Annotated in this window: 25 protein-coding genes, 1 pseudogene and 1 riboswitch; of the genes and pseudogenes, 19 read left to right on the forward strand and 7 right to left on the reverse strand. The window is 44.2% G+C overall.

Annotation, left to right across the window (positions count from 1 at the left end):
• The first annotated feature begins 10 nt into the window (after positions 1-10).
• Both A6D97_RS09255 and A6D97_RS09260 read left to right on the forward strand, forming a co-directional pair.
• Positions 11-247, forward strand: coding sequence for a YecH family metal-binding protein (locus A6D97_RS09255; RefSeq protein WP_017066763.1), 237 nt, complete (start codon positions 11-13; stop codon positions 245-247).
• 206 nt (positions 248-453) lie between these two features.
• Entirely contained in the window at positions 454-1038 is a 585-nt protein-coding gene (locus tag A6D97_RS09260; RefSeq protein WP_017061035.1) for a YhgN family NAAT transporter, read from the forward strand.
• 117 nt (positions 1039-1155) lie between these two features.
• On the opposite strand, the gene A6D97_RS09265 is transcribed toward A6D97_RS09260, so the two are convergent.
• Entirely contained in the window at positions 1156-1422 is a 267-nt protein-coding gene (locus tag A6D97_RS09265; RefSeq protein WP_016784000.1) for a DUF1145 domain-containing protein, read from the reverse strand.
• A 10-nt stretch (positions 1423-1432) separates the two neighbouring features.
• The gene (gene rsmD / locus A6D97_RS09270; protein ID WP_017061036.1) at positions 1433-2035 is read right to left on the reverse strand and encodes a 16S rRNA (guanine(966)-N(2))-methyltransferase RsmD; all 603 of its coding nucleotides are present in this window, start codon (positions 2033-2035) and stop codon (positions 1433-1435) included.
• Between the two features lie 230 nt (positions 2036-2265).
• Here rsmD and ftsY point away from each other — a divergent pair.
• The 6 genes and pseudogenes from ftsY to glpG all read left to right on the forward strand — a co-directional run bounded on the left by ftsY (position 2266) and on the right by glpG (position 7929).
• A pseudogene (gene ftsY / locus A6D97_RS09275) lies at positions 2266-3521 on the forward strand (signal recognition particle-docking protein FtsY).
• 78 nt (positions 3522-3599) lie between these two features.
• Positions 3600-4277, forward strand: coding sequence for a cell division ATP-binding protein FtsE (gene ftsE / locus A6D97_RS09280; RefSeq protein WP_004736585.1), 678 nt, complete (start codon positions 3600-3602; stop codon positions 4275-4277).
• A complete protein-coding gene (ftsX, locus tag A6D97_RS09285) occupies positions 4264-5232 on the forward strand; it encodes a permease-like cell division protein FtsX (protein WP_017061038.1) in 969 nt (322 codons plus the stop codon). The genes ftsE and ftsX overlap by 14 nt, the downstream gene beginning before the upstream one ends.
• A gap of 177 nt (positions 5233-5409) precedes the next feature.
• Positions 5410-6267, forward strand: a complete 858-nt coding sequence (rpoH, locus tag A6D97_RS09290) for an RNA polymerase sigma factor RpoH (RefSeq protein ID WP_017055518.1) — start codon at positions 5410-5412, stop codon at positions 6265-6267.
• Positions 6268-6707: 440 nt separating this feature from the next.
• Positions 6708-7028: a thiosulfate sulfurtransferase GlpE gene (glpE, locus tag A6D97_RS09295; protein WP_017061039.1), complete on the forward strand. Its 321-nt coding sequence runs from the start codon at positions 6708-6710 to the stop codon at positions 7026-7028.
• 58 nt (positions 7029-7086) lie between these two features.
• Entirely contained in the window at positions 7087-7929 is an 843-nt protein-coding gene (gene glpG, locus A6D97_RS09300) for a rhomboid family intramembrane serine protease GlpG (RefSeq protein ID WP_017063770.1), read from the forward strand.
• Between the two features lie 87 nt (positions 7930-8016).
• Here glpG and A6D97_RS09305 read toward each other — a convergent pair whose 3' ends face one another.
• A complete protein-coding gene (locus A6D97_RS09305) occupies positions 8017-8424 on the reverse strand; it encodes a flagellar basal body-associated protein FliL (protein ID WP_017063771.1) in 408 nt (135 codons plus the stop codon).
• Between the two features lie 162 nt (positions 8425-8586).
• On the opposite strand from A6D97_RS09305, the gene A6D97_RS09310 reads away from it, so the two are divergent.
• Both A6D97_RS09310 and ubiA read left to right on the forward strand, forming a co-directional pair.
• Positions 8587-9129, forward strand: a complete 543-nt coding sequence (locus A6D97_RS09310; protein ID WP_164091128.1) for a chorismate lyase — start codon at positions 8587-8589, stop codon at positions 9127-9129.
• A complete protein-coding gene (gene ubiA / locus A6D97_RS09315; RefSeq protein WP_065584272.1) occupies positions 9130-9984 on the forward strand; it encodes a 4-hydroxybenzoate octaprenyltransferase in 855 nt (284 codons plus the stop codon).
• A gap of 101 nt (positions 9985-10085) precedes the next feature.
• On the opposite strand, the gene plsB is transcribed toward ubiA, so the two are convergent.
• Positions 10086-12509 (reverse strand): glycerol-3-phosphate 1-O-acyltransferase PlsB, encoded by a 2424-nt coding sequence (plsB, locus tag A6D97_RS09320; RefSeq protein ID WP_065584273.1) that lies wholly within the window; start codon positions 12507-12509, stop codon positions 10086-10088.
• Positions 12510-12729: 220 nt separating this feature from the next.
• Here plsB and A6D97_RS09325 point away from each other — a divergent pair, with 220 nt between their 5' ends.
• The 4 genes from A6D97_RS09325 (at position 12730) to dinF (ending at position 16256) form a co-directional block, all read left to right on the forward strand.
• Positions 12730-13092 (forward strand): diacylglycerol kinase, encoded by a 363-nt coding sequence (locus A6D97_RS09325; RefSeq protein WP_048615036.1) that lies wholly within the window; start codon positions 12730-12732, stop codon positions 13090-13092.
• A 94-nt stretch (positions 13093-13186) separates the two neighbouring features.
• Positions 13187-13807, forward strand: coding sequence for a transcriptional repressor LexA (gene lexA, locus A6D97_RS09330; RefSeq protein WP_019820514.1), 621 nt, complete (start codon positions 13187-13189; stop codon positions 13805-13807).
• Between the two features lie 97 nt (positions 13808-13904).
• The gene (locus A6D97_RS09335) at positions 13905-14783 is read left to right on the forward strand and encodes a class I SAM-dependent methyltransferase (protein WP_065584274.1); all 879 of its coding nucleotides are present in this window, start codon (positions 13905-13907) and stop codon (positions 14781-14783) included.
• A 117-nt stretch (positions 14784-14900) separates the two neighbouring features.
• Positions 14901-16256 (forward strand): MATE family efflux transporter DinF, encoded by a 1356-nt coding sequence (dinF, locus tag A6D97_RS09340; RefSeq protein WP_170791818.1) that lies wholly within the window; start codon positions 14901-14903, stop codon positions 16254-16256.
• A gap of 183 nt (positions 16257-16439) precedes the next feature.
• Here the strand turns inward: dinF and sthA are convergent, their stop codons facing one another.
• Complete coding sequence (sthA, locus tag A6D97_RS09345; protein ID WP_017061048.1) at positions 16440-17840, reverse strand: Si-specific NAD(P)(+) transhydrogenase; 1401 nt, start codon at positions 17838-17840, stop codon at positions 16440-16442.
• A gap of 327 nt (positions 17841-18167) precedes the next feature.
• Here sthA and fabR point away from each other — a divergent pair, with 327 nt between their 5' ends.
• The gene (fabR, locus tag A6D97_RS09350) at positions 18168-18809 is read left to right on the forward strand and encodes an HTH-type transcriptional repressor FabR (protein WP_010438693.1); all 642 of its coding nucleotides are present in this window, start codon (positions 18168-18170) and stop codon (positions 18807-18809) included.
• Complete coding sequence (locus A6D97_RS09355; RefSeq protein WP_017061049.1) at positions 18809-19180, forward strand: YijD family membrane protein; 372 nt, start codon at positions 18809-18811, stop codon at positions 19178-19180. Before fabR ends, A6D97_RS09355 begins: the two co-directional genes overlap by 1 nt.
• An 80-nt stretch (positions 19181-19260) precedes the next feature.
• Here the strand turns inward: A6D97_RS09355 and trmA are convergent, their stop codons facing one another.
• A complete protein-coding gene (gene trmA, locus A6D97_RS09360; protein ID WP_017067883.1) occupies positions 19261-20370 on the reverse strand; it encodes a tRNA (uridine(54)-C5)-methyltransferase TrmA in 1110 nt (369 codons plus the stop codon).
• A gap of 154 nt (positions 20371-20524) precedes the next feature.
• A riboswitch (cobalamin riboswitch) is annotated at positions 20525-20729 on the forward strand.
• 39 nt (positions 20730-20768) lie between these two features.
• Here trmA and btuB point away from each other — a divergent pair.
• Genes btuB through murI form a run of 3 tightly spaced genes read left to right on the forward strand, consistent with a single transcriptional unit; the run spans position 20769 to position 24167 of the window.
• On the forward strand, positions 20769-22586 hold the full coding sequence (btuB, locus tag A6D97_RS09365; RefSeq protein ID WP_065584275.1) for a TonB-dependent vitamin B12 receptor: 1818 nt from the start codon (positions 20769-20771) through the stop codon (positions 22584-22586).
• Between the two features lie 48 nt (positions 22587-22634).
• Positions 22635-23300 (forward strand): ATPase, encoded by a 666-nt coding sequence (locus A6D97_RS09370; RefSeq protein ID WP_065584276.1) that lies wholly within the window; start codon positions 22635-22637, stop codon positions 23298-23300.
• Between the two features lie 60 nt (positions 23301-23360).
• On the forward strand, positions 23361-24167 hold the full coding sequence (gene murI, locus A6D97_RS09375) for a glutamate racemase (protein WP_065584277.1): 807 nt from the start codon (positions 23361-23363) through the stop codon (positions 24165-24167).
• On the opposite strand, the gene A6D97_RS09380 is transcribed toward murI, so the two are convergent.
• On the reverse strand, positions 24130-24582 hold the full coding sequence (locus A6D97_RS09380) for an RNA-binding protein (protein WP_017061054.1): 453 nt from the start codon (positions 24580-24582) through the stop codon (positions 24130-24132). The two genes, murI and A6D97_RS09380, sit on opposite strands and share 38 nt — an antisense overlap.
• Positions 24583-25000 lie beyond the last annotated feature (418 nt).

Below are 25000 nucleotides of genomic sequence, written 5' to 3' on the forward strand. Positions count from 1 at the left end.
AGATTGAGTTATGACGACTGAAATTCACGCACACAACGTTTTAAACCTGCTTAGTGAAAAGCCACTGACTCGCGAAGAGCTAACATTAGCGCTTGCTCAAACCTATGGCGAAGAAGCTCGCTTCCATACTTGTAAGCTCAATGGTCTGGATTTAGATAGCCTGTTGAAGTTTTTCTTGAAGATGGAAAAGGTTGTCGTTGTCGATGATAAGCTTTGCACTAACCGCGAACGTGTGTGTAATCACTAATTCTTAGTGGCTTGTTTTATTCGTGAATAAAGAGTGGGTGCATGTTTCGGCTCCACTCTTTTCATTACCTTTCAATCTGCTTTCGCTAATTTGCCTTCTTATAACATCCCCTTTTAAAAGCATCAGTTAACCCGCTTATCACTGCGTTCGAAAATCAATGTTGAGGCTGCTATACTCCGCGCACTTACGCTTTTCGAGACAAACTTATGGAAATCTTATCTGCAGCAACCATGCTGTTTCTTATCATGGACCCGCTTGGCAACTTGCCAATCGTGCTCTCTATCCTTAAGCATATTGACCCGAAGCGTCGCCGTATTGTTCTGATTCGTGAGCTGATGTTCGCACTGGTTATCTTGCTGCTGTTCTTATTTGCGGGTCAAAGCATCATGAACTTCCTGCACGTGCAGCCTGAAACCTTGAGTATCTCTGGCGGTATTATTCTGTTTATTATCGCGATTAAGATGATTTTCCCAAGTGCGGGTAGTATTACTGGCCTCGCGGCGGGTGAAGAACCGTTTATTGTGCCGATGGCGATCCCAATGATTGCTGGCCCTTCAGTGATTGCGGCATTGATTCTGTTGTCGACACAGCACCCTGACAATATGTTAGAGCTTTCAGCGGCTGTGATGCTGGCTTGGGGCGCTACCTTCTTCATTCTGATGTTTAATGGCTTCTTCCTGCGAGTGCTGGGAGAGAGAGGTCTTAAAGCCATCGAACGCTTGATGGGCTTGTTGTTGGTTATGCTGTCGACGCAAATGTTCCTCGATGGTGTGAAAGGCTACATGGGCTAACATCAATATCATTGCTGAATAAAAAAACGCCGCTTAAATGAGCGGCGTTTTTGTCTCTACTGTTTCTGTCATGATGTTTTCTGTAGCTAAGCGTTTTATATCTGGGCTTAAGCTCGATTACATCATGTGTTTGCGTCGGATATCGAGTAAGGCGAAGACACCGAAAATCAATATTGACCACTTCTCCCAACGTGACATCTCGATCTTATCGCCGAATGCACCGATGAAAATCAGCATCTGCAGGCCGTGCATGAAGAACAAGAATGCGGTCATGATATAAAGCGCAATCGCAGCATTACCCGGAAACGGGTAGAAAATATTTACGATTAAGATAAACCAAACAAAGGCGATGGCTGCTTTTGCTAGTGGAAGCAAGAACTTCATTCAATAACTCCTATTCTTCAGTGATTCGATTGAACAGTCGGTAGCTTGACTGTCCGGTGGTCTTGTCGCGATGCAATTCCCAGTTCTCTGGCATAGCTTCGAGTTTCAGTTCTTTCTCTGTCTCGACGTAAATGATGGCATTGTCTGCAAGCCAACCGTTACTCTCAAGCAGTTGTACTGTTTCTGCCAGTAAGCCTTTGCGAAATGGTGGATCAAGGAAAACCATATCGTAAGGAGTGCCTGGTTTCTTAAGGAAAGAGATAGCATCAGTATTCACGACATTAATGTTGTCTGCCTTGAGCTCTTTCGCGTTATCAGAAAGCTGTTTAGCCGCCTTTTGATTCATTTCGAGCAGTGTCACCATTTTGGCTTGGCGAGAAGCTGCTTCAAAACCTAGACCGCCAGAACCGGCAAATACATCCAAGCAAGTTGAATGTGGGATATCTTGAGCCACCCAGTTAAAGAGTGTTTCTTTTACTCGGTCAATGGTTGGGCGTAATCCTTCTAAATCATGAACAGGCAGCTTTCTACCTCTCCATGAGCCACTAATAATTCGAACAAAGCCTCCGGATGGCTTTTTTTGTGATGTGTTTTGCTGGCGACGTCTTACCATAGATTTTTTGACCGCTAATAAAGTGATACTATACCGAGCCCAATTTAAGTGGGTTCGTGTATTAAATAAATTTGCAATGACAAAGTGTATCAAGCTAAAAGCAAACTTATCACTGCTTTGTCATTTTTCTTTACTATTCGTTTGTACAAGCTTGTATTGTATAACAATAGCAAAGAGTCGACGTGTATTAAGTCAATACAGCTAATTAGTAGATCTAGGAAACTCCTCTGATGACGGAAAAAAAGAAGCGCGGATTATTATCGTGGCTTGGTTTTGGTGAAGAAGAACAAAGCCCAAAAACTCAGAATGAAGCGAACGTAGAAAGCGTTGAAGATCAAACTGAAGTTGAATCACAAGTTGAGGCTGAACAGGTCGCGCCTGAAGCTGAACAAGTTAAGCCAACTGAATCTGAGCAAGCGCTTGAAGAAGCTCAACAAGAGCAGCAACCTGTCGCAGCAGAAGCAGAAGCAGAAGCAGAAGCAGAAGCAGAAGCAGAAGCAGAAGCAGACAGGAAGAAGTGGCAGTTCCTCAAGCTAAGGTTGAAGAAGTACAAGAGAAGCCGACAGAAAGCTTCTTTGCTCGTCTTAAGCGCAGCCTAAGCCGCACTAAAGCAAACATCGGTGCTGGTTTCTTTGGTCTGTTCAAAGGCAAGCAAATCGATGAAGACCTGTTTGAAGAGCTAGAAGAGCAACTTCTGATTGCTGACGTGGGTATGAATACCACGGTTAAGATCATTGAAAACCTGACAGAAAAAGCATCTCGCAATGACCTAAAAGACGGTGAAGCGCTTTATGGTCTGCTCAAAGAAGAGATGGCAGACATCTTAAGCCAAGTGGAACAGCCACTGGTTGTTGATACCACTAAAACACCTTACGTTATCTTAATGGTGGGTGTGAACGGTGTAGGTAAGACAACTACGATCGGTAAGCTGGCGAAACAATTCCAAAATGAAGGCAAGAAAGTGATGCTAGCAGCGGGTGATACCTTCCGTGCTGCAGCCGTTGAACAGCTTCAGGTTTGGGGTCAGCGTAACGATGTGCCAGTTATCGCTCAACACACTGGTGCGGACAGTGCGTCTGTTATCTACGATGCGATTGAAGCAGCGAAGGCTCGTGGTGTTGATGTTGTGATTGCTGATACAGCCGGTCGTTTGCAGAACAAGAGCAACCTGATGGAAGAGCTACGCAAGATCGTTCGTGTAATGAAGAAGATTGATGACTCTGCGCCACACGAAATCATGCTAACGCTCGATGCAGGTACAGGTCAGAACGCTATCAGCCAAGCGAAGTTGTTCAGTGAAGTGGCTCCAGTTACGGGTATTACACTGACTAAGCTAGATGGTACGGCGAAAGGTGGTGTAATTTTCTCAATTGCTGACCAGTTCCAGATTCCAATCCGCTACATTGGTGTGGGTGAAGGTATTGATGACCTGCGTCCATTTGAATCTAAAGACTTCATTGAAGCACTATTTAGCCGCGAAGAGTAACGCGAGTAGCAAAGTGGTTTATCCTTAATCTGCTACCGTTTTTAAATTTGATATTAGTGATCGTAAGAGGAATTTTCGGTGATCAAATTTCAGCAAGTGAGTAAAGCCTACCGAGGTGGAAGACAAGCGCTCCAAAAAGTGGACTTTCACCTGAAACGTGGAGAGATGGCTTTTTTGGGTGGGCACTCTGGGGCTGGTAAAAGTACCTTGCTGAAGTTGATCTGCGCGATAGAGCGTCCAACTGATGGACGTGTCTGGTTCAACGATCACGATATCACTCGTATCCCAGCCAAAGACATTCCTTTCTTACGCCGTAATATTGGGATTGTTTTTCAAGACCATCGCCTGCTGATGGACCGTTCGATTTTCGATAACGTCGCTCTGCCTATGCGTATTGAATCTATTTCTGAAAACGAAATAAAACGCCGAGTCAGTGCTGCGTTGGATAAAACCGGTTTATTAGATAAAGCCCGTTGTTTGCCAAGCCAACTTTCTGGTGGTGAACAACAACGCGTGGGTATTGCTCGCGCCGTGGTTAACCGTCCAACTCTGCTTTTAGCCGATGAGCCTACCGGTAATCTAGACCCTGAATTATCTAACCGTGTGTTGCGATTATTTGAAGAATTCAACCGCGCAGGTGTGACGATCATCCTAGCGACGCATGATATCGGGTTAGTGAACACTCGCCCTCAGTACCGCCATCTTGAATTAAACCAAGGATTTTTGAGTGAGGTTGAAGACTATGGCCGCGAATAAGCGCATCAAAAAACCTCAATCTAATCGAGCAGCAAACCGCGCTTCAAGCGACGGCTTCTTTGTTGTTCACTGGAAACAAGCCAAGTCATCGTTCTCGCAAATGTGGCAGCGCCCGTTAGGCAACTTACTGACCCTTGCGGTGATCTCTATGGCGTTGGCGATGCCAGCTTGTTTGTACCTATTAGGTAAAAATGTAGGGGAAGTGGCGCAAGATGTCACTAGCCCGTCACAAATAAGTGCTTATGTAGAGGATGGTATTCCTGAGCCACGAGTAATGGTGCTTAAGGATGAAATCGAAAGTTGGGATCAAGTTGAGCTCGTGGAGTACATTTCTCCGCAGCAAGGGCTTGCAGACCTCAGCCAGTATTCTGGTTTTGAAGACGCCCTAACCATTCTCGACGATTATTCACTGCCAGGTGTGCTGGTGATTACGCCAAGCGTGCACAGCGATACCTTAATTAAAGAGCTGGCAGGCACAGTTAAACAACAAGAATTAGTGACCGATGTTCGCCTAGACGAAGATTGGTTAGCGCGATTAGATGCGATCAAAGCATTAGCGGCTGTCATCGTGATTACCTTAACGGTATTGATGCTGGGCGCGGTATTTCTGATTATCGGCAATACACTACGATTTAATGTGTTGGCGCATAAAGAAGAGATTCAAACCATGAAGCTGATTGGTGCGACCGACAGCTACATTCTTCGACCATACCTTTATGCTGGGATGTGGTTTGGCGTTTTAGGTTCGATTAGCGCTTGGGTAATGACGGCATTGATTACCGTATTGCTGAACAGCGCGGTGGATGACTTGGCTCAGCTATACGACAGCCACTTCCGTTTAATTGGCCTGAGTTGGGATGAATCTTTACTGCTTTTGATCGTCGGAACTCTGCTTGGTAGTGTGGCTGCAAAGCTTTCTGCACAGCGTCACCTAAAAGAAATTGAACCAGTTTAGGTGAATAGAGTCATATTTAGACGAAAAATAGGCACTTCTTAACCAGTTTTTGCCTTGTATAGACGAATTGATTATGCATAATTACTTCCCCCTCCTTGAAACCTGTTCATTTTAGGTTCAAGATTGTAGGGTTTTAATAGATGTATTACTCCAGATCAGAGATTGATGAGGAACCGAATGGCAAACCAAGCGTATCAAATGGCTTTAGTCACACAAGATAGTTTAGATAGCTATATCCGCTCAGCGAACAGCTACCCTATGCTGACTCCTGAAGAGGAACGTGGACTTGCAGAGCGATTACATTACAAAGGTGAGATCGACGCTGCGAAAGGCTTGATCCTTTCCCACCTAAGATTCGTGGTGCACGTTGCAAGAGGCTACTCTGGCTACGGGCTACCAATGGCTGATCTCGTCCAAGAAGGTAACATCGGCTTGATGAAGGCTGTTAAGCGCTTCAATCCAGAAGTTGGTGTTCGTCTCGTCTCGTTTGCTGTTCACTGGATCAAAGCTGAAATCCATGAATACGTTCTACGTAACTGGCGTATCGTTAAAATTGCGACCACTAAGGCACAGCGTAAACTGTTCTTTAACCTTCGTAAGTCTAAAAAGCGTTTGGGTTGGTTCAATAACGGTGAAGTTGAGACGGTTGCTCGTGAACTGGGTGTTGAGCCTTCAGAAGTTCGTGAGATGGAATCTCGCTTAGCAGCACAAGATGCGACGTTTGAAGCGCCTATGGACGATGACGATGGCGGTTCTGCTTACACTGCTCCAGTTTACTACCTAGAAGACAAGGCGTCAGACGTTGCTGAGACGGTTGAAGCGGCTAACTGGGAGTCACACACCAATAATCGCCTAGGGCTAGCACTAGCAAGCTTAGACGAGCGTAGCCAACACATTGTTCGCTCACGTTGGTTAGACGACAACAAGGCAACCCTGCAAGACTTAGCGGATACCTACAGTATATCAGCTGAGCGTGTTCGCCAGTTAGAAAAGAATGCGATGAAGAAATTGAAACAAGCCGTTGGTGATTTCTAATAGCATCTAGTTTCTATTAGCTTCTACTTTCTAGTAGAGCTAACAAATAGCTGAATTTTGAAGAGGCCGAGATCGAGAGATCTCGGCCTTTTTGTTTTGGATCGATTTCTCAACTTTTGCGATCGAAATTTGCAAAATGATTTTGTGGATAACTCTGTGAGAAGTTTATTCGTCAGCTATCTAAAAGCAGTGTGTAGTAAGGCTTTGACGGGGTTTTTCGAGTGGGGATATGTTTCAGTTAACCCACAGTTAGATCAGGATCATTACTACATGTTGTGGATCTATTTTTGAAAAGACACTTTATTCACGCAATTCACAGATTTATCCACAAATGGTGTAAAAGTGATCGCTGGTGGATAACCTTATTAAGTGGATGTGAATGTTAGCCTTGGGATAGGTTACAATGGCAGCAAAGTAAATCAGTATAAAAAGAGAAAGTCATGGACCAGTTTAAACATATCGATGTTAAAGGCGCTCAAGCCCTCATCGAACAAGGCGAAGCTCGACTTGTCGATATACGTGACCCGCAGTCTTTTGCGGTTGCCCACCCAAAAACAGCCTACCACCTGACTAACGATACGATGGTGTCATTCATGGATGAGGTTGAGTTCGAACAACCTATCTTAGTGATGTGCTACCACGGCATCAGTAGCCAAGGTGCGGCACAATATTTAGTGAACCAAGGCTTTGAAGAGGTATATAGTGTTGATGGTGGTTTCGAAGCTTGGCATCGTGCTGAACTTCCAGTGATCGCAGGTTAATGACTTTCATCACCTGAACCGCCTCAAGCATCCCTCATAGAATGAATAGGAAGTAACAATGATTAGATTGATGGTGTTAGACAATCCACGTCTTGCTCAAGCATTTATTGATTATATGGCCTCTCGTCAGATCCCTATTCAGATGTCTCCAGAGGGAGAAGGGCGTTTTGCTCTTTGGCTTCTTGATGGCCAATTTCAGGTTGAAACCGAAGCTGAGCTGAATCGTTTTCTGGCTGAGCCCAATCATAAGCGCTATCAAGCTGCATCTTGGGACATGGCAGAGACCAGAAAGAGCAACTTCCATTACCACACGCCAAGCTTCATGGGCATGATCAAAGCCAAAGCAGGCCCAGTGACACTAAGCCTGATGTTGGTGTGTGTGGTGATTTTTGCGCTGCAACAGATCGGTTTTGGCCAAGCTATTTTCAATGCCCTACATTTCCCAGCGGTGGATGGACAGCAATGGCAGCTGTGGCGTTGGTTGAGTCATGCCGTTCTACATTTCTCTGTTATGCACATCGCATTTAATATTTTGTGGTGGTGGCAGCTAGGTGGAGACATTGAGAAGAAACTTGGCAGCCTCAAGCTACTTCAGATCTTTGCTGTCTCTTCTGCGCTTTCAGGTGCTGGGCAGTATTGGGTTGAAGGGGCGAACTTCGGTGGTTTGTCTGGTGTTGTGTATGCCTTGGTTGGTTACTTATGGGTGGTTGGTGCGAAGGCGCCACAACTTGGTTTAGGTATCCCAAGACAGATTGTCGGCTTTATGTTGGTGTGGTTGGTGCTTGGGTACATGCAGCCATTTATGGCTATCGCCAATACGGCGCATTTAGCTGGTCTAGCCGCTGGTGTGATTATTGGCTTTATCGATGCGATGAAAGCACCAAGCTCGGCAAGAAGCTAATTCATATCTTCTAATGAGTAGCCAAACGATAGAGACAAAAAAAGCGGCCAGATGAGCCGCTTTTTTATTGGGATTCGTTTTACATCATTACTGATAAAGGTATTTGGTAAACAGTAAGTCAGCAATCAGGGTTTTACCTGTCTCTGGAAGCAAAATCTTGTTGAGGTGTTCAACTAAGGATTTTCTTAAGTCTTCACGGCCAGATAGAGATTTAATGGTTTCTTCGTTTTGTTTGCCAAGCAATTCAATCACCGCATCGCGAATCAGTGGTTGGTGATGCTCAATAGCGGCCAAGTCGCTACTATTTGCCACCATGATGTCGAGGCGAACCTGAATGTAGCCCAGTTTTTTACCTTTAGTGTAAAAATTGGTGGTCAGGTCTGGCTCTAGCGTGAAGTAGGCGAGTTTAGCTGCCGACTCCTCTTCCGCGAAACTTGATGCTGAAAAGAGTAGGGTAATCGCAAGAAATATTTGGGCTACATAACGTTTGTGCATATTTGTGACTTTTCTTTAGTTTATTCGCGATATTCGAAACGCATTAGTCTTGTTACAATGAGCGGTCTAAATCTAAATACGTTTACAATTCGAAGAACGCTTTAATTTTGTTCGAAAGTTGAAGCTTTATTGTACGTGTAAAGTCACCTATTGAATACTAGTATGAATCAGCCAATATCGCTGTATCTTAATTCGTTAATGAATGTAGATTGGCAAAGTACAGAAACATTTGATTTTCCTAATGAAACCACCAAAGAGTGGCTGATGGAGCAAGGTTCTCTTTCCCGCAAGTTGGGGAAGTGCTGTCAGCACCTGTCTGTTGAGTTGCTTCATAATCAAGTTGTAGAACGCTCAATGCTGCAACAAGACGAGGAACATCTTTTATCATCGTTTGATTGCTTACTGCGTAAAGTGATTTTAAAGGGTGATGACGAACCGTGGGTGTTAGGTCGAACCTTGATTCCCCGAGTCACATTAGAAGATCATCAGCACTCAGACCTTTCTCAACAAGGTAATGTCCCGCTTGGATTGACCGTTTTTAGTGCTGAGAACGTGGAGCGAGATGCGCTGCAAGTTGGTTGGGTTATCGCAGGCGATGAGCGATTACTCGCGCGTCGTTCTCGATTATGGATGAACCATAAACCGATGCTTGTGGCAGAACTGTTTTTACCAACATCACCCATTTACTCTAAGGAGAGTGTGTAAATGCTTGCCACCAAAGCGAAGGCGTATTGGCAATTAACGCGAATGAATCGCCCGATTGGTACCCTATTACTCCTTTGGCCGACCTTGTGGTCACTGATTATCGCCGCACAAGGTATGCCTGATTTTGATGTCTTGGTTGTTTTTGTACTCGGCGTGGTGTTGATGCGTTCAGCTGGCTGTGTGATCAATGACTTTGCGGACCGTAAAGTAGATGGTCATGTTAAACGTACCAAGCAGCGTCCATTACCCTCAGGTTTGGTTTCCAGTAAGGAAGCGATTCTGCTCTTTTTAGTGCTAGCCGTAGTTTCATTCTTGCTGGTACTCACCATGAATCCACTGACCATTAAGCTCTCATTTATTGGTGTGGGTCTGGCGTTCATTTACCCTTTCATGAAGCGTTTTACGCATCTTCCACAGTTGTTTCTTGGCTTAGCGTTTAGTTGGGCGATACCAATGGCTTGGGCGGCACAAACCAATGAACTGCCAAGCATTGTGTGGTTTGTCTTCGTGATTAACGCGTTGTGGACGATTGCTTACGACACGCAATATGCGATGGTTGACCGAGATGATGACTTGAAGATTGGTATTAAATCGACGGCTATTTTATTTGGTCGCTTCGATAAACTGATTGTTGGCTCTTTGCAACTCGTCACCCTAGCGATGCTGATTGCGTTAGGTATGCACTACCAATTGGGTGATACTTTCTATTGGGCATTGTTAGCCGCAGGCAGCTTGTTTGTGTACCAACAACATTTGATGCGGCATCGTGACCGAGACTTATGTTTTCAAGCTTTTCTAAATAACAACTATGTTGGTATGGCCGTAACGGTCGGTTTGTTCGTTACCTTCTGGTAAGCATCAGTTTTTATCAAACGAATATTCAAGAAAAAGGCACCCAGTGGGTGCCTTTTTTGATCGCGTTGAATCTGCTATCAGAGCCCTGCTATATACAGGAATTACTCGACTTGGTGAATACTCTCTTGAATAGTCAGACGGACTTCTGGGTAAAGCATCGAGTAAAGAAGCTTAGCGAATTGCTGAGTCTTCTCTAAATCGCAGTTGCCGTCGTTATCTAGGTACTGTTGCTGCTTCAACGTTGCGAACATAGAAGCAAACACACCTTTATCGAAGAATTCGGGAGCATTGATACCATGCAATCGACCAAGTCGCTGTGCGATGTCTTGGCTTTTCTGCTCAAGGTCAGATTTGTCCAGTTCCGGATTCTCTGCCAGCAAGTTTAGAGCAATAGAGTAGCGCTGTAGCGTTTCTGAAATCGTACGGCCTAACAGCATAAGAGCTTGGCTGTTCGATTGGTTGATCGTCACTTCATTGTCAGACACAACAATCATGCCCTGGCTAACAAGTTCATCAATGATGTTTGATACTACGCCTTCAAGCTGTGATTCGTCGTAGCTTAAGAACAGCTCTTTCTTTAAGAACGGATAAATTGCTGCAACATTCTTTTGAATCGCTTCAATCGATAAACCGCGTTGACGAATAGTCATCTGTGCAATTAACGATGGCAGAGCAAACAAGTGAATGATGTTGTTTCGGTAGTAGGTCATCAGAATTGACTGGTGACGGTCTAGCGAAATGATGTCGCCCATTGAGTCTGATTCAATCAAGAACTTGTTCAGTGATTCAGCATGTTTTACTAAATCTTCAGCGCTGTCTTTTGGCACAGTGAACGTTGCCGAATATGGAACATTCTTAAGCAGAGACAGGTAGCAATTAATCTGAGAAACCAAAGAGTCACGAGACAATGCGCGCTGTCTTGAAGCCAATAGTGCCGTTGCACAAAGGGTCAGGGCATTGGTCGCTGCCGCATCGTTAATGTGCGTCATCATTTTGGTCGCCAAGTCATTAACCACCGGGTTCATCCATTGTGGTTTGCTAGTGCCCATTGGGTCGATGTCTTTGGTCCACTCAGGTGAGTGTTCATTCAGGTATTGGTTCAGTTGAATTGGCTCACCGAAGTTCACGTAGCCTTTACCAAAGTTACGCAGCTTACGAATGGTACGAATCACTAAGCTCGCGTTTTCTTTCTCTTTACGCTTACCACGAAGTTCTTTTGCGTAAGTCGCCACTTCCATCACGTGCTCGTAGCCGATGTACACAGGAACCAAAGTCACCGGGCGATTCATGCCGCGCAGCATCGCTTGAATAGTCATCGCCAACATGCCGGTCTTCGCTTGCAATAAACGACCTGTACGAGAACGCCCACCTTCACTGAAGTACTCTACTGAGTAACCTTTAGCGAACAACTCCGCTAGGTATTCACGGAAAATCGTCGAGTACAGCTTGTTGCCTTTGAAGCTACGACGAATAAAGAACGCACCACCATGACGGAAAATAGGACCGGCAGGGAAGAAGTTCAGGTTGATACCCGCAGCGATGTGCGGCGGCACCATGCCTTCATGATAAAGCACATAAGAAAGCAGTAAGTAGTCCATGTGGCTACGGTGACAAGGCACGTAAACAATCTCGTGACCATCTTGAGCCAACTTACGAACCGTTGAAGCGTTGCTGATATGCAGGCCTTGGTACAACTTATTCCACAGCCAACCAAGAATCTTCTCACCACGCTTGATCAGCGAGTAAGAGAAGTTCGCAGCAATCTCGTCCATAATGTCTTGAGCTTCTTTGCTCGCTTTCTCGATCGAGATGTTCTTTGCTTGTGCTTCGTCTTCAATCGCTTTTTTGATCGCTTCTGATTTTAACAGGCGATCAAACAGAGCTTGGCGACTTGGCAGGTTAGGGCCTGATGCTGCAAGCTTTTGGCGAGAGAAGTGAATACGTGCCACGCGCGCCAGTTTGTGCGCGATGGTGCTGTCGGTGCCGTGTGAGTTAGCCATGTAGCGTAGAGAAACCACTGGGCTGAAACGAACCAGACAGTCACGACCGGCTAGCAATACAGCTTTTGATTTCTCTAAGCCGTTCATTGCCTGTAGGTAAGGCTTCTGGTTATTCTCTTTACCAGGCTTACGTCCCCACAGCACTGTAGCAGGGATAACTTGAACATCGAGTTCAGAGTCGTCGGCGTGCAGTGAAAGCAATTCAGAGAACACTTCAATTGAAGAGCTTGGTACATAATCATCGTCTTGCAGCAGAGTTTTGCGAGAAGAGATAAAAACGTAGCGTTGCAGTGATTTGCCGTTGATTTCAAGCTTGCTCAACGGATCAGGTAGGCCTAATTCAAGTGCATGTTTTTGCAATGTAAGAATGTCGACACTTGAGCGAAACGGTAAGGCGTATACAATCGGTTTGCTCAAATCAATGTTCAAATCCTCAACAGGGTTTGAAGGAATTGATGTGCCCTTTACCAATACGGATAAAGGTAGCTTCATTAATGAACGTGAAAAAGATTGTCCAGAAGACATATAGGTTCACTGCCTCAATAGTTATTTCAATGTGCTGAAGCGTATCTCTATTTCTCTGATAAAAAGGATAAATCCTATGAGTGAAATAGGGATAAGCCTAGGCGTAAATTTAATCGATGCAAGAATACCAGAAACTGGTCTAACCTTTTAATGGAAATAGTCATATTGCCGTTAAGTTTGTGGAAAATCATTCATCGACTGATTGAGTATAGGGTTAAAAATGACCAAAAAATCAAACACCGGATTCAAACGCATCATCAAAGCAGCAGGCTTTTCATGGCAAGGCATTACGAGTTCGTTTAAAAATGAGGCTGCATTTCGACAAGAAGTGTTCATGGCGGCCGTGCTTATTCCGTTGGCATTTTACCTGGATGTAAGCCAGGTTGAACGAATCTTAATGATCTCATCGGTGGTATTGGTGATGGTTGTCGAGCTAATCAATACAGCGATTGAAGCGGTTGTCGACCGAATCGGCAGTGAGCATCATGAGTTATCTGGAATGGCGAAAGATGTCGGCTCGGCAGCGGTTTTCATCTGTTTGGCACTCGCAGGTTATGTGTGGCTAGAGATCTTGTTTTTGTAATTTGCTAAAAATGAACTAAAAACAACCAATTGCTTTGCTTTTGTTCAGTTACTGGATATACTCACAGTCAACTGTATAAAAAGACAGGTGAATCATGAAGCCGTTAACGCCCCGCCAGCAACAAGTCTTTGACCTTATCAAAGGTAAGATCGAAGATTCCGGTATGCCACCGACACGTGCAGAAATCGCGCGTGAACTAGGCTTCCGTTCTGCCAATGCTGCAGAAGAACATTTGAAAGCTCTTGCTCGTAAAGAAGCGATTGAGATTATCCCGGGTGCGTCTCGCGGTATTCGTATTTTGCTTGAAGATGCAGCAAACGAAGAGCAAGGTTTACCATTAATCGGTCAGGTTGCCGCTGGTGAGCCTATCTTGGCTCAAGAGCATGTAGAAATGCATTACCAAGTTGATCCAGGCATGTTTAAACCACAAGCTGACTTCTTACTTCGTGTAAATGGCGAAAGTATGAAAGACATCGGTATTATGGATGGTGATTTATTAGCTGTTCATAAAACACAAGATGTACGCGATGGTCAGGTTGTAGTGGCTCGTGTCGATGATGATGTAACGGTAAAACGCCTAGAACGTAAAGGTTCAACGGTTCTGTTACATGCTGAAAATGAAGAGTTTTCTCCAATCCATGTCGATCTAGAATCTCAACACTTGTCTATTGAAGGGCTTGCGGTTGGTATTATTCGCAACACCGACTGGATGTAGTCAGTACAAATAGCTTATTGATATTTATTCTCAATAACTTGTCATTGTAATTGATATTCATTATCATCTTCTTTGTCGAGATACAAGGAAGATGATGATGCCAAACCCAACCAAACCTCAAATGAAGCCGCTTACTCGTAAGCCGCGCTCCTCTGTTCAAAAGGCTTCTTCTGAACAAGGGTCTGCACATCAAGAATTCCAAGTTCCGACGAACCTCGTTCAGCATCTTTGGTTTCGTAGCCGTGAAAGCCTAGCTGATGATGGTCTCGTTTATGATCCTATCGCAGCTCAAGCCTGCAAGCGTTGCCAGCTCGCACCTGAATGTCTTACTGGCGAGCTAGACCAACAACAACTTCTCTACGCAACACTGACTCAACTTTGTGACTCTCAAGTTCAGCAATTTCTATCTCACAACCCAGATGCTTGGATCATCAATGTTGGAGCAGGGCTCGATACCCGCTTCTACCGTTTAGATAATGGACGCTGCCATTGGGTTGAGCTGGATGTCACGGAAAACCTTGTGTGGCGCCAACGTCTGTTCCACAAAAATGAACGCTATCGTTTGGAGTGTGGTTCTGTCGATGACCTGACTTGGTTGGATGAACTCAATATTCCAGAACAAGCCTCGGTGATGGTGGTGTGTGAACATGCTCTGCTGGATTGCAATGAACAGCAGACGGCGAACTTCATTCAGTCTTTGAGTCGCTACTTTACTCATGCACATGCGTGTTTAGTCTTAGCTGGAGATAAAAGCTCAAGTACGTTGGGGCAAAAACTTGGTTCAGGAAAGTATGCGCATGGCCTATCTTCTCCAATAGACAGTGTTCTCAATTGGTTGCCATGGGCACAATGGGTAAAAGCGTTTTCTCCACTAGACCAAAAATGCAACCGTTGGAAATTGTGGCAGCGACTTCTTTGTAAGATCTCTCAGGTCAAAAAGCGTTTAACGCCGCAGTTAGTGCTCGTTAAGTGGTAATCCTAGGTGTTTTGTATTTCGAGTAACTGAGTACATAGCCGGTATAAGTAAAATTCCACAACATAGTGAAAGCCCACCCACTAGGTTAAACTATCGCCTCTAATCTAAGAGGTGATCGTGAAGTTATTTAATCCCCAAACTATTTTTCAAACGCTATCCAATCAGGCGATGCATAAAAAAGTGCTGTTGCTCGCGATCCCGATGGTTCTCTCTAATATTACTGTTCCACTGTTGGGCTTAGTCGATGCGGCGGTTATCGGTCACCTAGAGCACTCTTGGTATTTAGGTGGTGTGGCGCTGGGCGGCACAATGATCAGCGTGACCTTTTGGTTGCTTGGTTTCCTGCGTATGTCGACAACAGGGCTAGCTGCACAATCTTATGGTGCGAATGATGGCAAGCAACTAGGCTTAGTTTTTGTGCAAGGCGTGACCATGGCCTTAGGGTTTGCTGGTGTCTTTTTACTTTTACACAGTTTAGTCGCCGATTTAGTTTTCTCATTGAGTAGCGCCAGTGATCAAGTTAAGCACTATGGTCAGCAATATTTCTCAATCCGCGCTTGGAGTGCACCTGCCGCGCTGACTAACTTTGTGATTCTAGGTTGGCTGCTCGGGACTCAAAACGCCAAAGCGCCAATGTGGATGGTGATCATCACCAATATCACCAATATCGTTTTGGATATCGTTTTTGTTATCGGCTTAGGGTGGCAAGTGGAAGGTGCTGCATTGGCATCTGTAATGGCTGATTATGCCGGTCTAACATTTGGCCTAATTTGTGTTTACCGAATCTGGGCGAAGAAGCAGTTACCATCGCCATGGGATCTGCTTAAGAAAACCAGCCAAGGTTTGAGTCGTTTCGTGAAATTGAATCGCGATATCTTTCTTCGTTCATTATGCCTACAAGCGACTTTCACTTTCATGACCTTCCAAGGTGCAAGCTTTGGCGATGATGTTGTTGCGGCCAATGCAGTGTTGATGAGTTTCTTGATGATCATCTCTTATGGGATGGATGGCTTTGCCTACGCAATGGAAGCGATGGTCGGTAAGGCGATAGGCGCGAAAGACAAAGATGAACTGAACCAGTCATTGATTGGTACTTTTTTCTGGAGCTTTAATATTTGTTTGGTACTGACCATAGCGTTCGCACTCGCTGGCTCGAGTTTGATTAATATGATCACTACCATTCCTGACGTGAAGAACCAAGCCGAGGTGTATTTACCGTGGTTAGTCGCAATGCCATTGGTGTCTATGTGGTGCTTCTTGTTGGATGGTATTTTTGTTGGAGCAACCAAGGGCAAGGATATGCGCAATAGTATGTTTGTTGCGACCTGTAGTTTCTTCGCGATTTTCTATTTAGCATCAGGTTTAGAGAACCATGCACTGTGGTTAGCGATGCTGAGCTTTATGGCAATGCGCGGAATTGGTCTTGGTGTGTTGTTTGTTTCTCAGTGGAAGAAAGGGGAGTTTCTCGCTTAGCTCTGAGGGCTCTGTTTGTGGAGAGTAAATGAGGCTGTACAGGTAAAGTGGTATTTAGAACATCATGATCTAATTACTATCAATGCCTTAATATTCAGTGTTTTAAATAAAAACAGCAAGCGCGTGGCTTGCTGTTTATGTATTTGGCCTATGGGTGGTCAAATACTCCTATTGGTTCTTTATCTAGAATAAACGGTTAAGCCCGTTGAGTGCTGCAACACGATAAGCTTCCGCCATCGTTGGATAGTTAAAGGTTGTATTCACAAAGTACTCGATGGTATTTGCTTCACCTTTCTGTTCCATGATCGCTTGTCCGATATGGATGATTTCAGCGGCACGCTCACCAAACACGTGGATACCTAAAATCTCTTTGGTTTCGCGATGGAACAGAATCTTCAAGCTACCAATGTCTTTACCCGCAATTTGAGCACGAGCTAGGTGTTTGAATGAAGAACGTCCTACTTCATACGGTACTTTAGCTGCGGTAAGTTCTTGCTCGGTTTTACCAACAGAACTGATCTCCGGGATGGTGTAGATGCCGGTTGGAATGTCTTCGATAAGGTGGCGTTCAGCTTCACCTTTCACAATTGCTTGAGCCACAAATCGACCTTGGTCATAAGCCGCGCTTGCTAGGCTAGGGTAGCCAATCACATCACCGACAGCGTAAACATGGTCAACATTGGTTTGGTAATTGGTATTTACTGAGACTTGCCCACGCGAGTCCGCTTCTAAGCCAACAGCACCAAGGTTCAGTTTATCGGTATTACCCGTTCGGCCATTGGCATACAGTAGGCAATCAGCGCGCATCTTTTTACCTGACTCTAGGTGAATGATCACGCCATCATCAGTGCCTTCAATTTTCTCAAAGGTTTCATCGTTGCGAATCACGACACCGCTGTTCCAGAAGTGATAAGAAAGTGCATCTGAGGTTTCATTGTCTAGGAATGACAACAGACGGTCACGAGTATTGATAAGATCGGTTTTTACACCCAAACCGCGGAAAATCGACGCGTATTCACAACCAATAACGCCAGCACCATAGATGATGATGTGTTGCGGGTCGTGTTTAAGAGAAAGAATCGAGTCACTGTCGTAGATACGTTCATGCAGGAAGTCGACGTTATCTGGTTGGTAAGGGCGAGAGCCTGTCGCGATAACAAATTTGTCTGCACTGTAATGTTCTTCAGTGCCATCGCTTTGCATTACCGAGACAGTGTTGGTATCGATAAAACGTGCAGTACCAAAGACCAACGTGCACTGGTTGCGGTCGTAGAAGCCTTGGCGTAATCGAGTCTGCTTGTCGATAACCGATTTGGCATGCCCCAAAATGTTAGAAAACGTTGAGTGTATGCTTTTGTTGTTCTGACAAAACAGCGGATTACTGTTGAATTCGATAATACGACTTACGGCATGACGCAGTGCTTTTGAAGGAATTGTTCCCCAGTGAGTACAACCACCACCAACGCTGCTCTCTTTCTCAATGATTGCAACGTTCAACCCGGCTTTGGTTAATCCCATCGCTGCCCCTTCTCCTCCGGGGCCACTACCAATTACGATTACATCAAAGTGGTTGGAGTGCGGCATAGATATCTTCCTTGTTATATTTGATTAACATTGCTTTAGCGAGATTTTAACCGATTCTGTTCTCGGGTACATGAAAAGGGCATCAGAGAGTCGGTGGGATCACGCAGTGTTATCGAAAAAATAATATTTGGTATGTCGTATGTCTCCAAATGACAGCGTGGATATTGAAATTTTTTCTTCGAACGTATTTACTTCGGTACGTGAACAAAGAGGTATGTTTAGTGTCTTATATAACCAGAGTGCCTTATATAAATAAGTGATTCGCGTTATATTGAATAGAGTATTAGACATGCCTGTTTAGGCTGTAAAAGAAGAAATTGATAAAGTATGAAACCAATGGGCATTCGCGCACAGCAAAAAGAAAAAACTCGTCGCAGCTTAATCGATGCAGCATTTAGCCAACTCAGCGCCGATCGTAGTTTTTCCAATCTAAGCTTGAGAGAAGTCGCTCGTGAGGCTGGAATAGCACCGACTTCCTTTTATCGTCACTTCAAAGACATGGATGAGCTTGGCTTAACCATGGTTGATGAAGGTGGCTTACTGCTGCGCCAGTTAATGCGTCAAGCTAGGCAACGCATAGTAAAAGAAGGCAGTGTGATTCGTACATCGGTTGAAACCTTTATGGAATTCATTGAAAGCAGCCCTAACGTATTCAGACTGTTATTGCGAGAGCGCTCAGGAACTTCATTTGAGTTTCGTGCAGCGGTAGCTCGTGAGATACAGCACTTCTCTGCTGAGTTAACCGAATATTTGATAACGACTGGCATGACACGAGACGAAGCTTTTACTCAAGCTGAAGCCTCCGTTATCTTGGTCTTCAACTCAGGGGCAGAAGCATTAGATTTAGATCGACGTCAGCGAGATGAACTGGCTGAACGCTTGATCATGCAATTGCGAATGATGGCCAAAGGGGCTTTTTGGTATCGTAAAGAACGTGAACGTAACCGATTAAAAGGCGGGATTGAATAATGTCGAATGAAAATAATACTGTAAACCGTGGTTCAGAAAGAAAGACACTCGTACTTGCTGTTATTGCCGGTGTGTGTGGTGATGCTCTGTTATCTTGGGTAACAATGAGCGAAGTGGGCTTCTCTATTTTCCCACTGATTGCTTTAGTCTTGGCTGTACAAGCACTTTACCAAGAGTACCTAACTAACCCAGTATCTGAAGATATTCCACTAGTAGGTTTGGCTTGTTTCTTTGTAGGTGCATTTGGCCACTCGGCTTTTGTGAAGGCACAACACCCTGATGCTGGCTCAAACTTCTTTGCGATTATTGTCGCGATGTTGCTTCTTGCATGGGTAGGTAAGAAACTCGGCTTTATCGGCAAAACTGCTTAAGCTGATTTAGAAATTAAAAAAACGAGCCAATGGGCTCGTTTTTTTGTATCTGCTGTTTGGCTTAGACCTGAAAGCGATACTTACGCTTTACGCTCTAGGAATACGCCAGCTTCCATGTGGTGCGTGTAAGGGAACTGGTCAAACAGAGCAAAACGAGTGATGTCGTGCGTTTCGCTTAGGATGTCTAGGTTCTCTTTCAATGTTTCAGGGTTACAAGAGATGTACATGATACGCTCGTAGCCTTGAACCATCTTACAAGTATCAACATCCATACCTGAACGCGGTGGATCAACAAAGATAGTGTTGCAGTTGTAGCTCTTAAGATCGATGTTCGCTTGCTGTAGACGACGGAACTCACGCTTGCCTTCCATTGCTACAGTAAAATCTTCTGCAGACATACGGATGATCTGAACATTTTCAATGTTGTTCGCAGCGATGTTGTATTGCGCAGATTCTACTGACGGTTTCGCCAGTTCAGTTGCCAGTACACGCTCGAAGTTTTGTGCTAGCGCTAATGAGAAGTTACCGTTACCACAGTAAAGCTCAAGTAAGTCGCCTTTGCTGTCTTGAGTACAATCGACAGCCCATTCCAACATTTTCTCTGCCACTTTGCCGTTGGGTTGAGTAAAGCTGTTCTCTACTTGTTGGTAGATGTAGCTATCACCATTCACATCTAGCTTTTCAATTACGTAGTCGCGGTCCAGTACGATTTTCATCTTACGCGCACGGCCAATCAGGTTTAGGTTAAAACCTTCATCGTTTAATTGCTGCTTAAGTGCTTTAGCATCTTGAATCCACTGTTCACCTAATTGACGGTGGTAAAGCAATGACACCAAAATTTCGCCGCTTAGTGTAGATAGGAAGTCTACTTGGAATAGCTTGTGGCGTAGAGAATGGTTGTCCTTCATTGCATCGACTAACAAAGGCATCAAGTCATTGATAAGACGACTAGCAGCAGGGAACTGGTCTACACGATATTTTTCTTTGGTCTCTTGATTGAACATGACGTAATACATATCGTCACCTTCATGCCACACGCGGAACTCAGCACGCATGCGGTAGTGTTGTTCTGGAGATTCATACACTTCCAGCTCAGGCACATTATATTCTGAGAACATTTCAGTAAGACGCTCAGTCTTTTCTGCCAGTTGTTCTTGGTAGCGTTGCGGGTTTACATCTAAATTCGCCATTGTTATGCCTTTTGCTGTCGTGCTTTTAAATCAAGAGCGCAGATTTTATTCAATCACAGGCGCTTGTCCAGTGTTGAGAGCCAATCAGTGTAAATAGGCCATGAAAACTATAGCTTATAACTATCTTAGACTAGACAAATGATTCAGAGGTCAATACTATCTTCGGCAAGCTGGTGCCATTTAGATGTATAGATGGCTGAAGAGGGAATCTGGTGTGAATCCAGAACTGACGCGCAGCGGTAAAAGAGAACAAGTATTCACAAGACACTGCAAATAGCTTTTTGTGGGAAGTCGAATATAAGGTAACCAAAAGGTTGTGCTCTTGAGTCCGAATACCTGCCAGTAGCTAAACCATAAGATGTGGTTTGGTAGGAATTTACGCGATTTAGGATAACAACATGAACAAATCCCTTTTAGCGATAGCTGTAGCATCGCTGCTTTCACCTATCTCCAATTTACACGCCCAAGAAGCCTCTGCCGACGAAACCATGGTGGTTACGGCTAACCGTTTTGAGCAAAGCACGGAAAGTGTTGTCGCTCAAGTTGAAGTAGTATCACGCCAAGATATCGATCGAATTCAAGCTAAGTCTCTAACAGATGTGTTTAGACGATTGACGGGTATTCAGGTTTCACAAAATGGAGGCCGAGGACAGCAAGCTTCGATCTTTGTTCGTGGTGCTAATTCTGATCAAGTGCTTGTTCTCATTGATGGTATTCGTTTTGCGCGAGCTGCAAAGGGTGGTGTCGATTTTAGCCAGTTACCAATTACATTCGTTGACCGAGTGGAATACGTTCGAGGAGCTCGTGCCGCTATGTATGGCTCAGAAGCTATCGGCGGTGTTATCAACATTATTACTGTTGCAAACTCTGACAATGAAAAAACGGCAGTTAGTGCAGGTTTAGGAAGCTTAGATTACCAAGAGCTGAGCTTTGTTAGTGGTACTAAGGTCGGTGAAAATGGTCACTTGAACGTATCTGTTGGTTACGATTCCGATGAGGGATACAACGTTCATCCATTACCAGGTGTTAATGATGGTGATCGCCATGGTTTTGAATCACGCAATGCTCTAATTGGTTATGTTCATAATTTTGATCAGCAATGGAGTGGCTTCGCGAATTTCCGTATGTTTGAAACCATTTCTCAGTACGATGGTTCATTTGGTACAGACCATTCTTACAAAGAAGCTGAAGTTCAAAATTCGACCTTTGCTACTGGTGTTAAATATAGTGGCAGTGAACTTAAGTCTGATTTCTTAGTTAACTATCAGAATCAAGATAACTGGAACTACGAACAGTCTTTAGGCAAGAACTCAGCGTCAGCAACATCTGATGAGCTTGAACAGCTAAATGTTCAATGGGTGAATTCATACAAACTAACGTCGTCACTGACTCTTAGTGGTGGTGTAGATTGGCGTGATGAGGCTTATATTGTTAAGCCTTCGAATACTGAATACGACAGAACGAATGTTGCGTACTTCGCTGCATTAAACGCAGATGCGGATAAAGTGTTCGGAGAACTGAGTCTTCGTGTTGATGACAATGAGCAGTTTGGTACAGAAACTACTTACAACACAGGGTTAGGCTATCGTTATGCTGAGTGGCTTGTTGTAAAAGCAGCTTATGGCACATCCTTCAAAGCACCTAACTTGTATCAACTATATAGCTACTACGGTAATGCACAGTTAGAAGCTGAAAAGGCAGATTCATTTGAACTGACTTTTGGTGGCTTAATCAAGGATGTTGATTGGTCGATTACTGGCTATGACACGAACGTCGAAGACTTAATTGATTACAACTACGCGACAAGTAAGTACTACAATACCGATGGCGAAAGCCAATTACGTGGTGTGGAAATGGTCGTTGGGTTTGATACTAGCTTTATTAACCACCAAGTGAGCGCTAATTTCCAAGACCCAGAAGATCAATCTGGTGAGCAACTGATACGCCGAGCTAAGAAGATTTACAAGTATAATGCAGTGGCTAGTTTCGATGATGTTGATGTTTCATTAGGTTTCCAATATGTAGGTGAGAGACCGGACTTCTCTGAAGATCTCGCAGCGTATAGCTTGTTTGATGTTTCAGTGAACTACTATGCGAATGAAAACCTTACTTTAAATGGTCGAGTGGATAACTTAACTGACGAAGAGTACGAGACTGCTGGTGGATACCCATCACCAGAGCGTACATATTACGTGAATGCTACTTACCAATTCTAATTATCACCTAAACCGCCTTCGGGCGGTTTTTTCTTATTGGGTATATCAATGAAAAAGAAAGTCGTCATAAGTTGGTCGTCAGGCAAAGACTCTACATTAACCCTAGAACGTCTACTTGAAAGCACCGAGTATGAAGTTGTTGCTCTCTATACTACGTATGTTGGAGGTGAGGTCCCTTTCCAAGTCACGCCAATCGAGGTTGTCGGAATGCAGGCTACATTGATCGGTTTGCCTCTAATAACGATTGAGCTGCCGGAGGTGTTCCCAAGTAACGAGATCTATCAAAGTACGATTGTTACGGCGCTTAAAGGATCGGGTTTATCTATTGATGCCGTGGCATTCGGCGATATGTTTTGCAATGGTATTGCTGATTACCGAAGAAGTTATATAGAACCTGCGGGCTGGGAGTGTGTATTTCCTCTACTAGGAGAGAGTAGCCAAACTCTGGCTCAAGAAATCATAAATAGAGGAATCGAAACCTTTCTCGTCACAGTTGATAGCGATGCATTAGACATGAGCTATTGCGGGAAAGAATACACGCCTGAACTAATAGACAGTTTGCCAAGTCACGTCGACCCATGTGGAGAAGATGGTGAGTTCCATACCTTAGTAACGTCAGCGCCATGCTTTAAAGGTAAGCTCAAGATAGAGCTAGAAAATGTAGAGCAGGGTGAGCGCTTTGGGCATCAACGCTACCGAGCTTGCATTATATAGAGTGATGATTGGCGAAAACTAAGTGAAGGGGTATCATTGCTGCGGAACTTCTTACAGGTAATGGTTGTGTCGAAAAGCATACAAAAAAACATATTGGTCTTTGATTCTGGAGTTGGCGGCCTCTCTGTATATAAAGAGATAAGCCAGTTACTACCAAATCACAACTATATCTATGTATTCGATAACGAGGCTTACCCATATGGTGAGCTCGATCAGCAAGTCCTCATTCAGCGAGTCCAAAGTATCGTCGCCAGTTTTGTGGCGAGTCACGCTATTGATATCGTGGTGATAGCTTGTAATACGGCCAGTACGATAGTCCTGCCGACACTTCGCGCTAATAACCTTATCCCTATTGTCGGCGTAGTCCCGGCAATCAAACCTGCTTCGTTACTGGCTAATAAAGCGGTTGGCCTTATTGCGACTCCCGCGACGATTACTCGTGAATACACACACGAGCTCATCAAAAACTTCTCGAGTAATAAAAGAGTAGAGCTGTTGGGTTCTACTCGGCTGGTGGATATGGCCGAAGATAAACTCAGAGGCGAGGAGATTAGCCTTGAAGAGTTACAGCAAATCCTTCAGCCGATGATCAACACAATTGATGTGGCTGTATTAGGATGTACTCATTTCCCATTGATCAAATCAGAGATTCAACAAGTACTAGGTGAAAGTGTAGTGCTGATAGATTCTGGTAAAGCGATAGCTAAGCGGGTTCAAGATTTGTTGGGTTTGGAAAGCGTTAATAAAGAAGGGGGAGTACGTGAAGTTTTTTGTAGTGCACTTCCTAAAAAAGAAAGTGCACTAAATAGTATGTTAAAGCAGTTAGGGTTTAGCTCAGTTCAGATTCGTCCGCTTCAGGATGTTTAGGATCATTTGCAACACGTACTTTTAAAGTGCGTTGCATGTAATCTTTATCGTTAAGTGCAGAGATTGCATGATTCACATCATTACTTGCCATAACAACAAATCCAAAGCCTCTTCTTTTACCAGTACGTTTGTCTTTCATTAAACGTACTGCAAATACTTCACCATGCTCTGAGAATAATTCACGTACATGTGATTCGTTCGCTTTGTATGGAAGGTTACCCACATAAAGTGTTTTGGTTGAAGCCTTAGGTTCTGAATCTGATTTTGAGTCGGTGCTTGAAAAGTTAACAACAAAAGCGGAAGCCAAGACACCAAGGATAAAGGTAATTGCAGGCGATATATCTACCTGAGAGAAAACAATGCCGCCTAATACAGCCAGTGCGACAATTAACAACATCGATTTTTTTGAGTTCATATCGGAATACTACATATTAATAAACGAAATAGACGCATCTACCATTAACAAAATAGACACATGAATCTTACGTTCATGGCTTCCATTTTTCCAATGTATTGCTGTGATACGTCTCAAATGTTTAGTTTTTATTCGAAAAATGCGGATCTGGTGGCTTTTTAGGCGAACAAAACTTTTATTTCAAAAAGCCCTTGTGCTCCATCTCAATCTCTCTATAATGCCGCCTCACCGACACGGAGTGAGACGAAAGTCACACAGCGAAATCGGTAGAGAAAAAGAGTTTGAAAATAACCCTTGACTCTCAAAGTGGTGCAGGTATAGTACGCACCCCTAGCGACTGAGATGTGAATCACAAAACGCTAGCGCTCTTTAACAATTTAAACCTATCAATCTGTGTGGGCACTCGTTGATGAATATC

This window comes from Vibrio sp. ZF57 (assembly GCF_001691235.1).
Lineage (GTDB): Bacteria > Pseudomonadota > Gammaproteobacteria > Enterobacterales > Vibrionaceae > Vibrio > Vibrio crassostreae_C.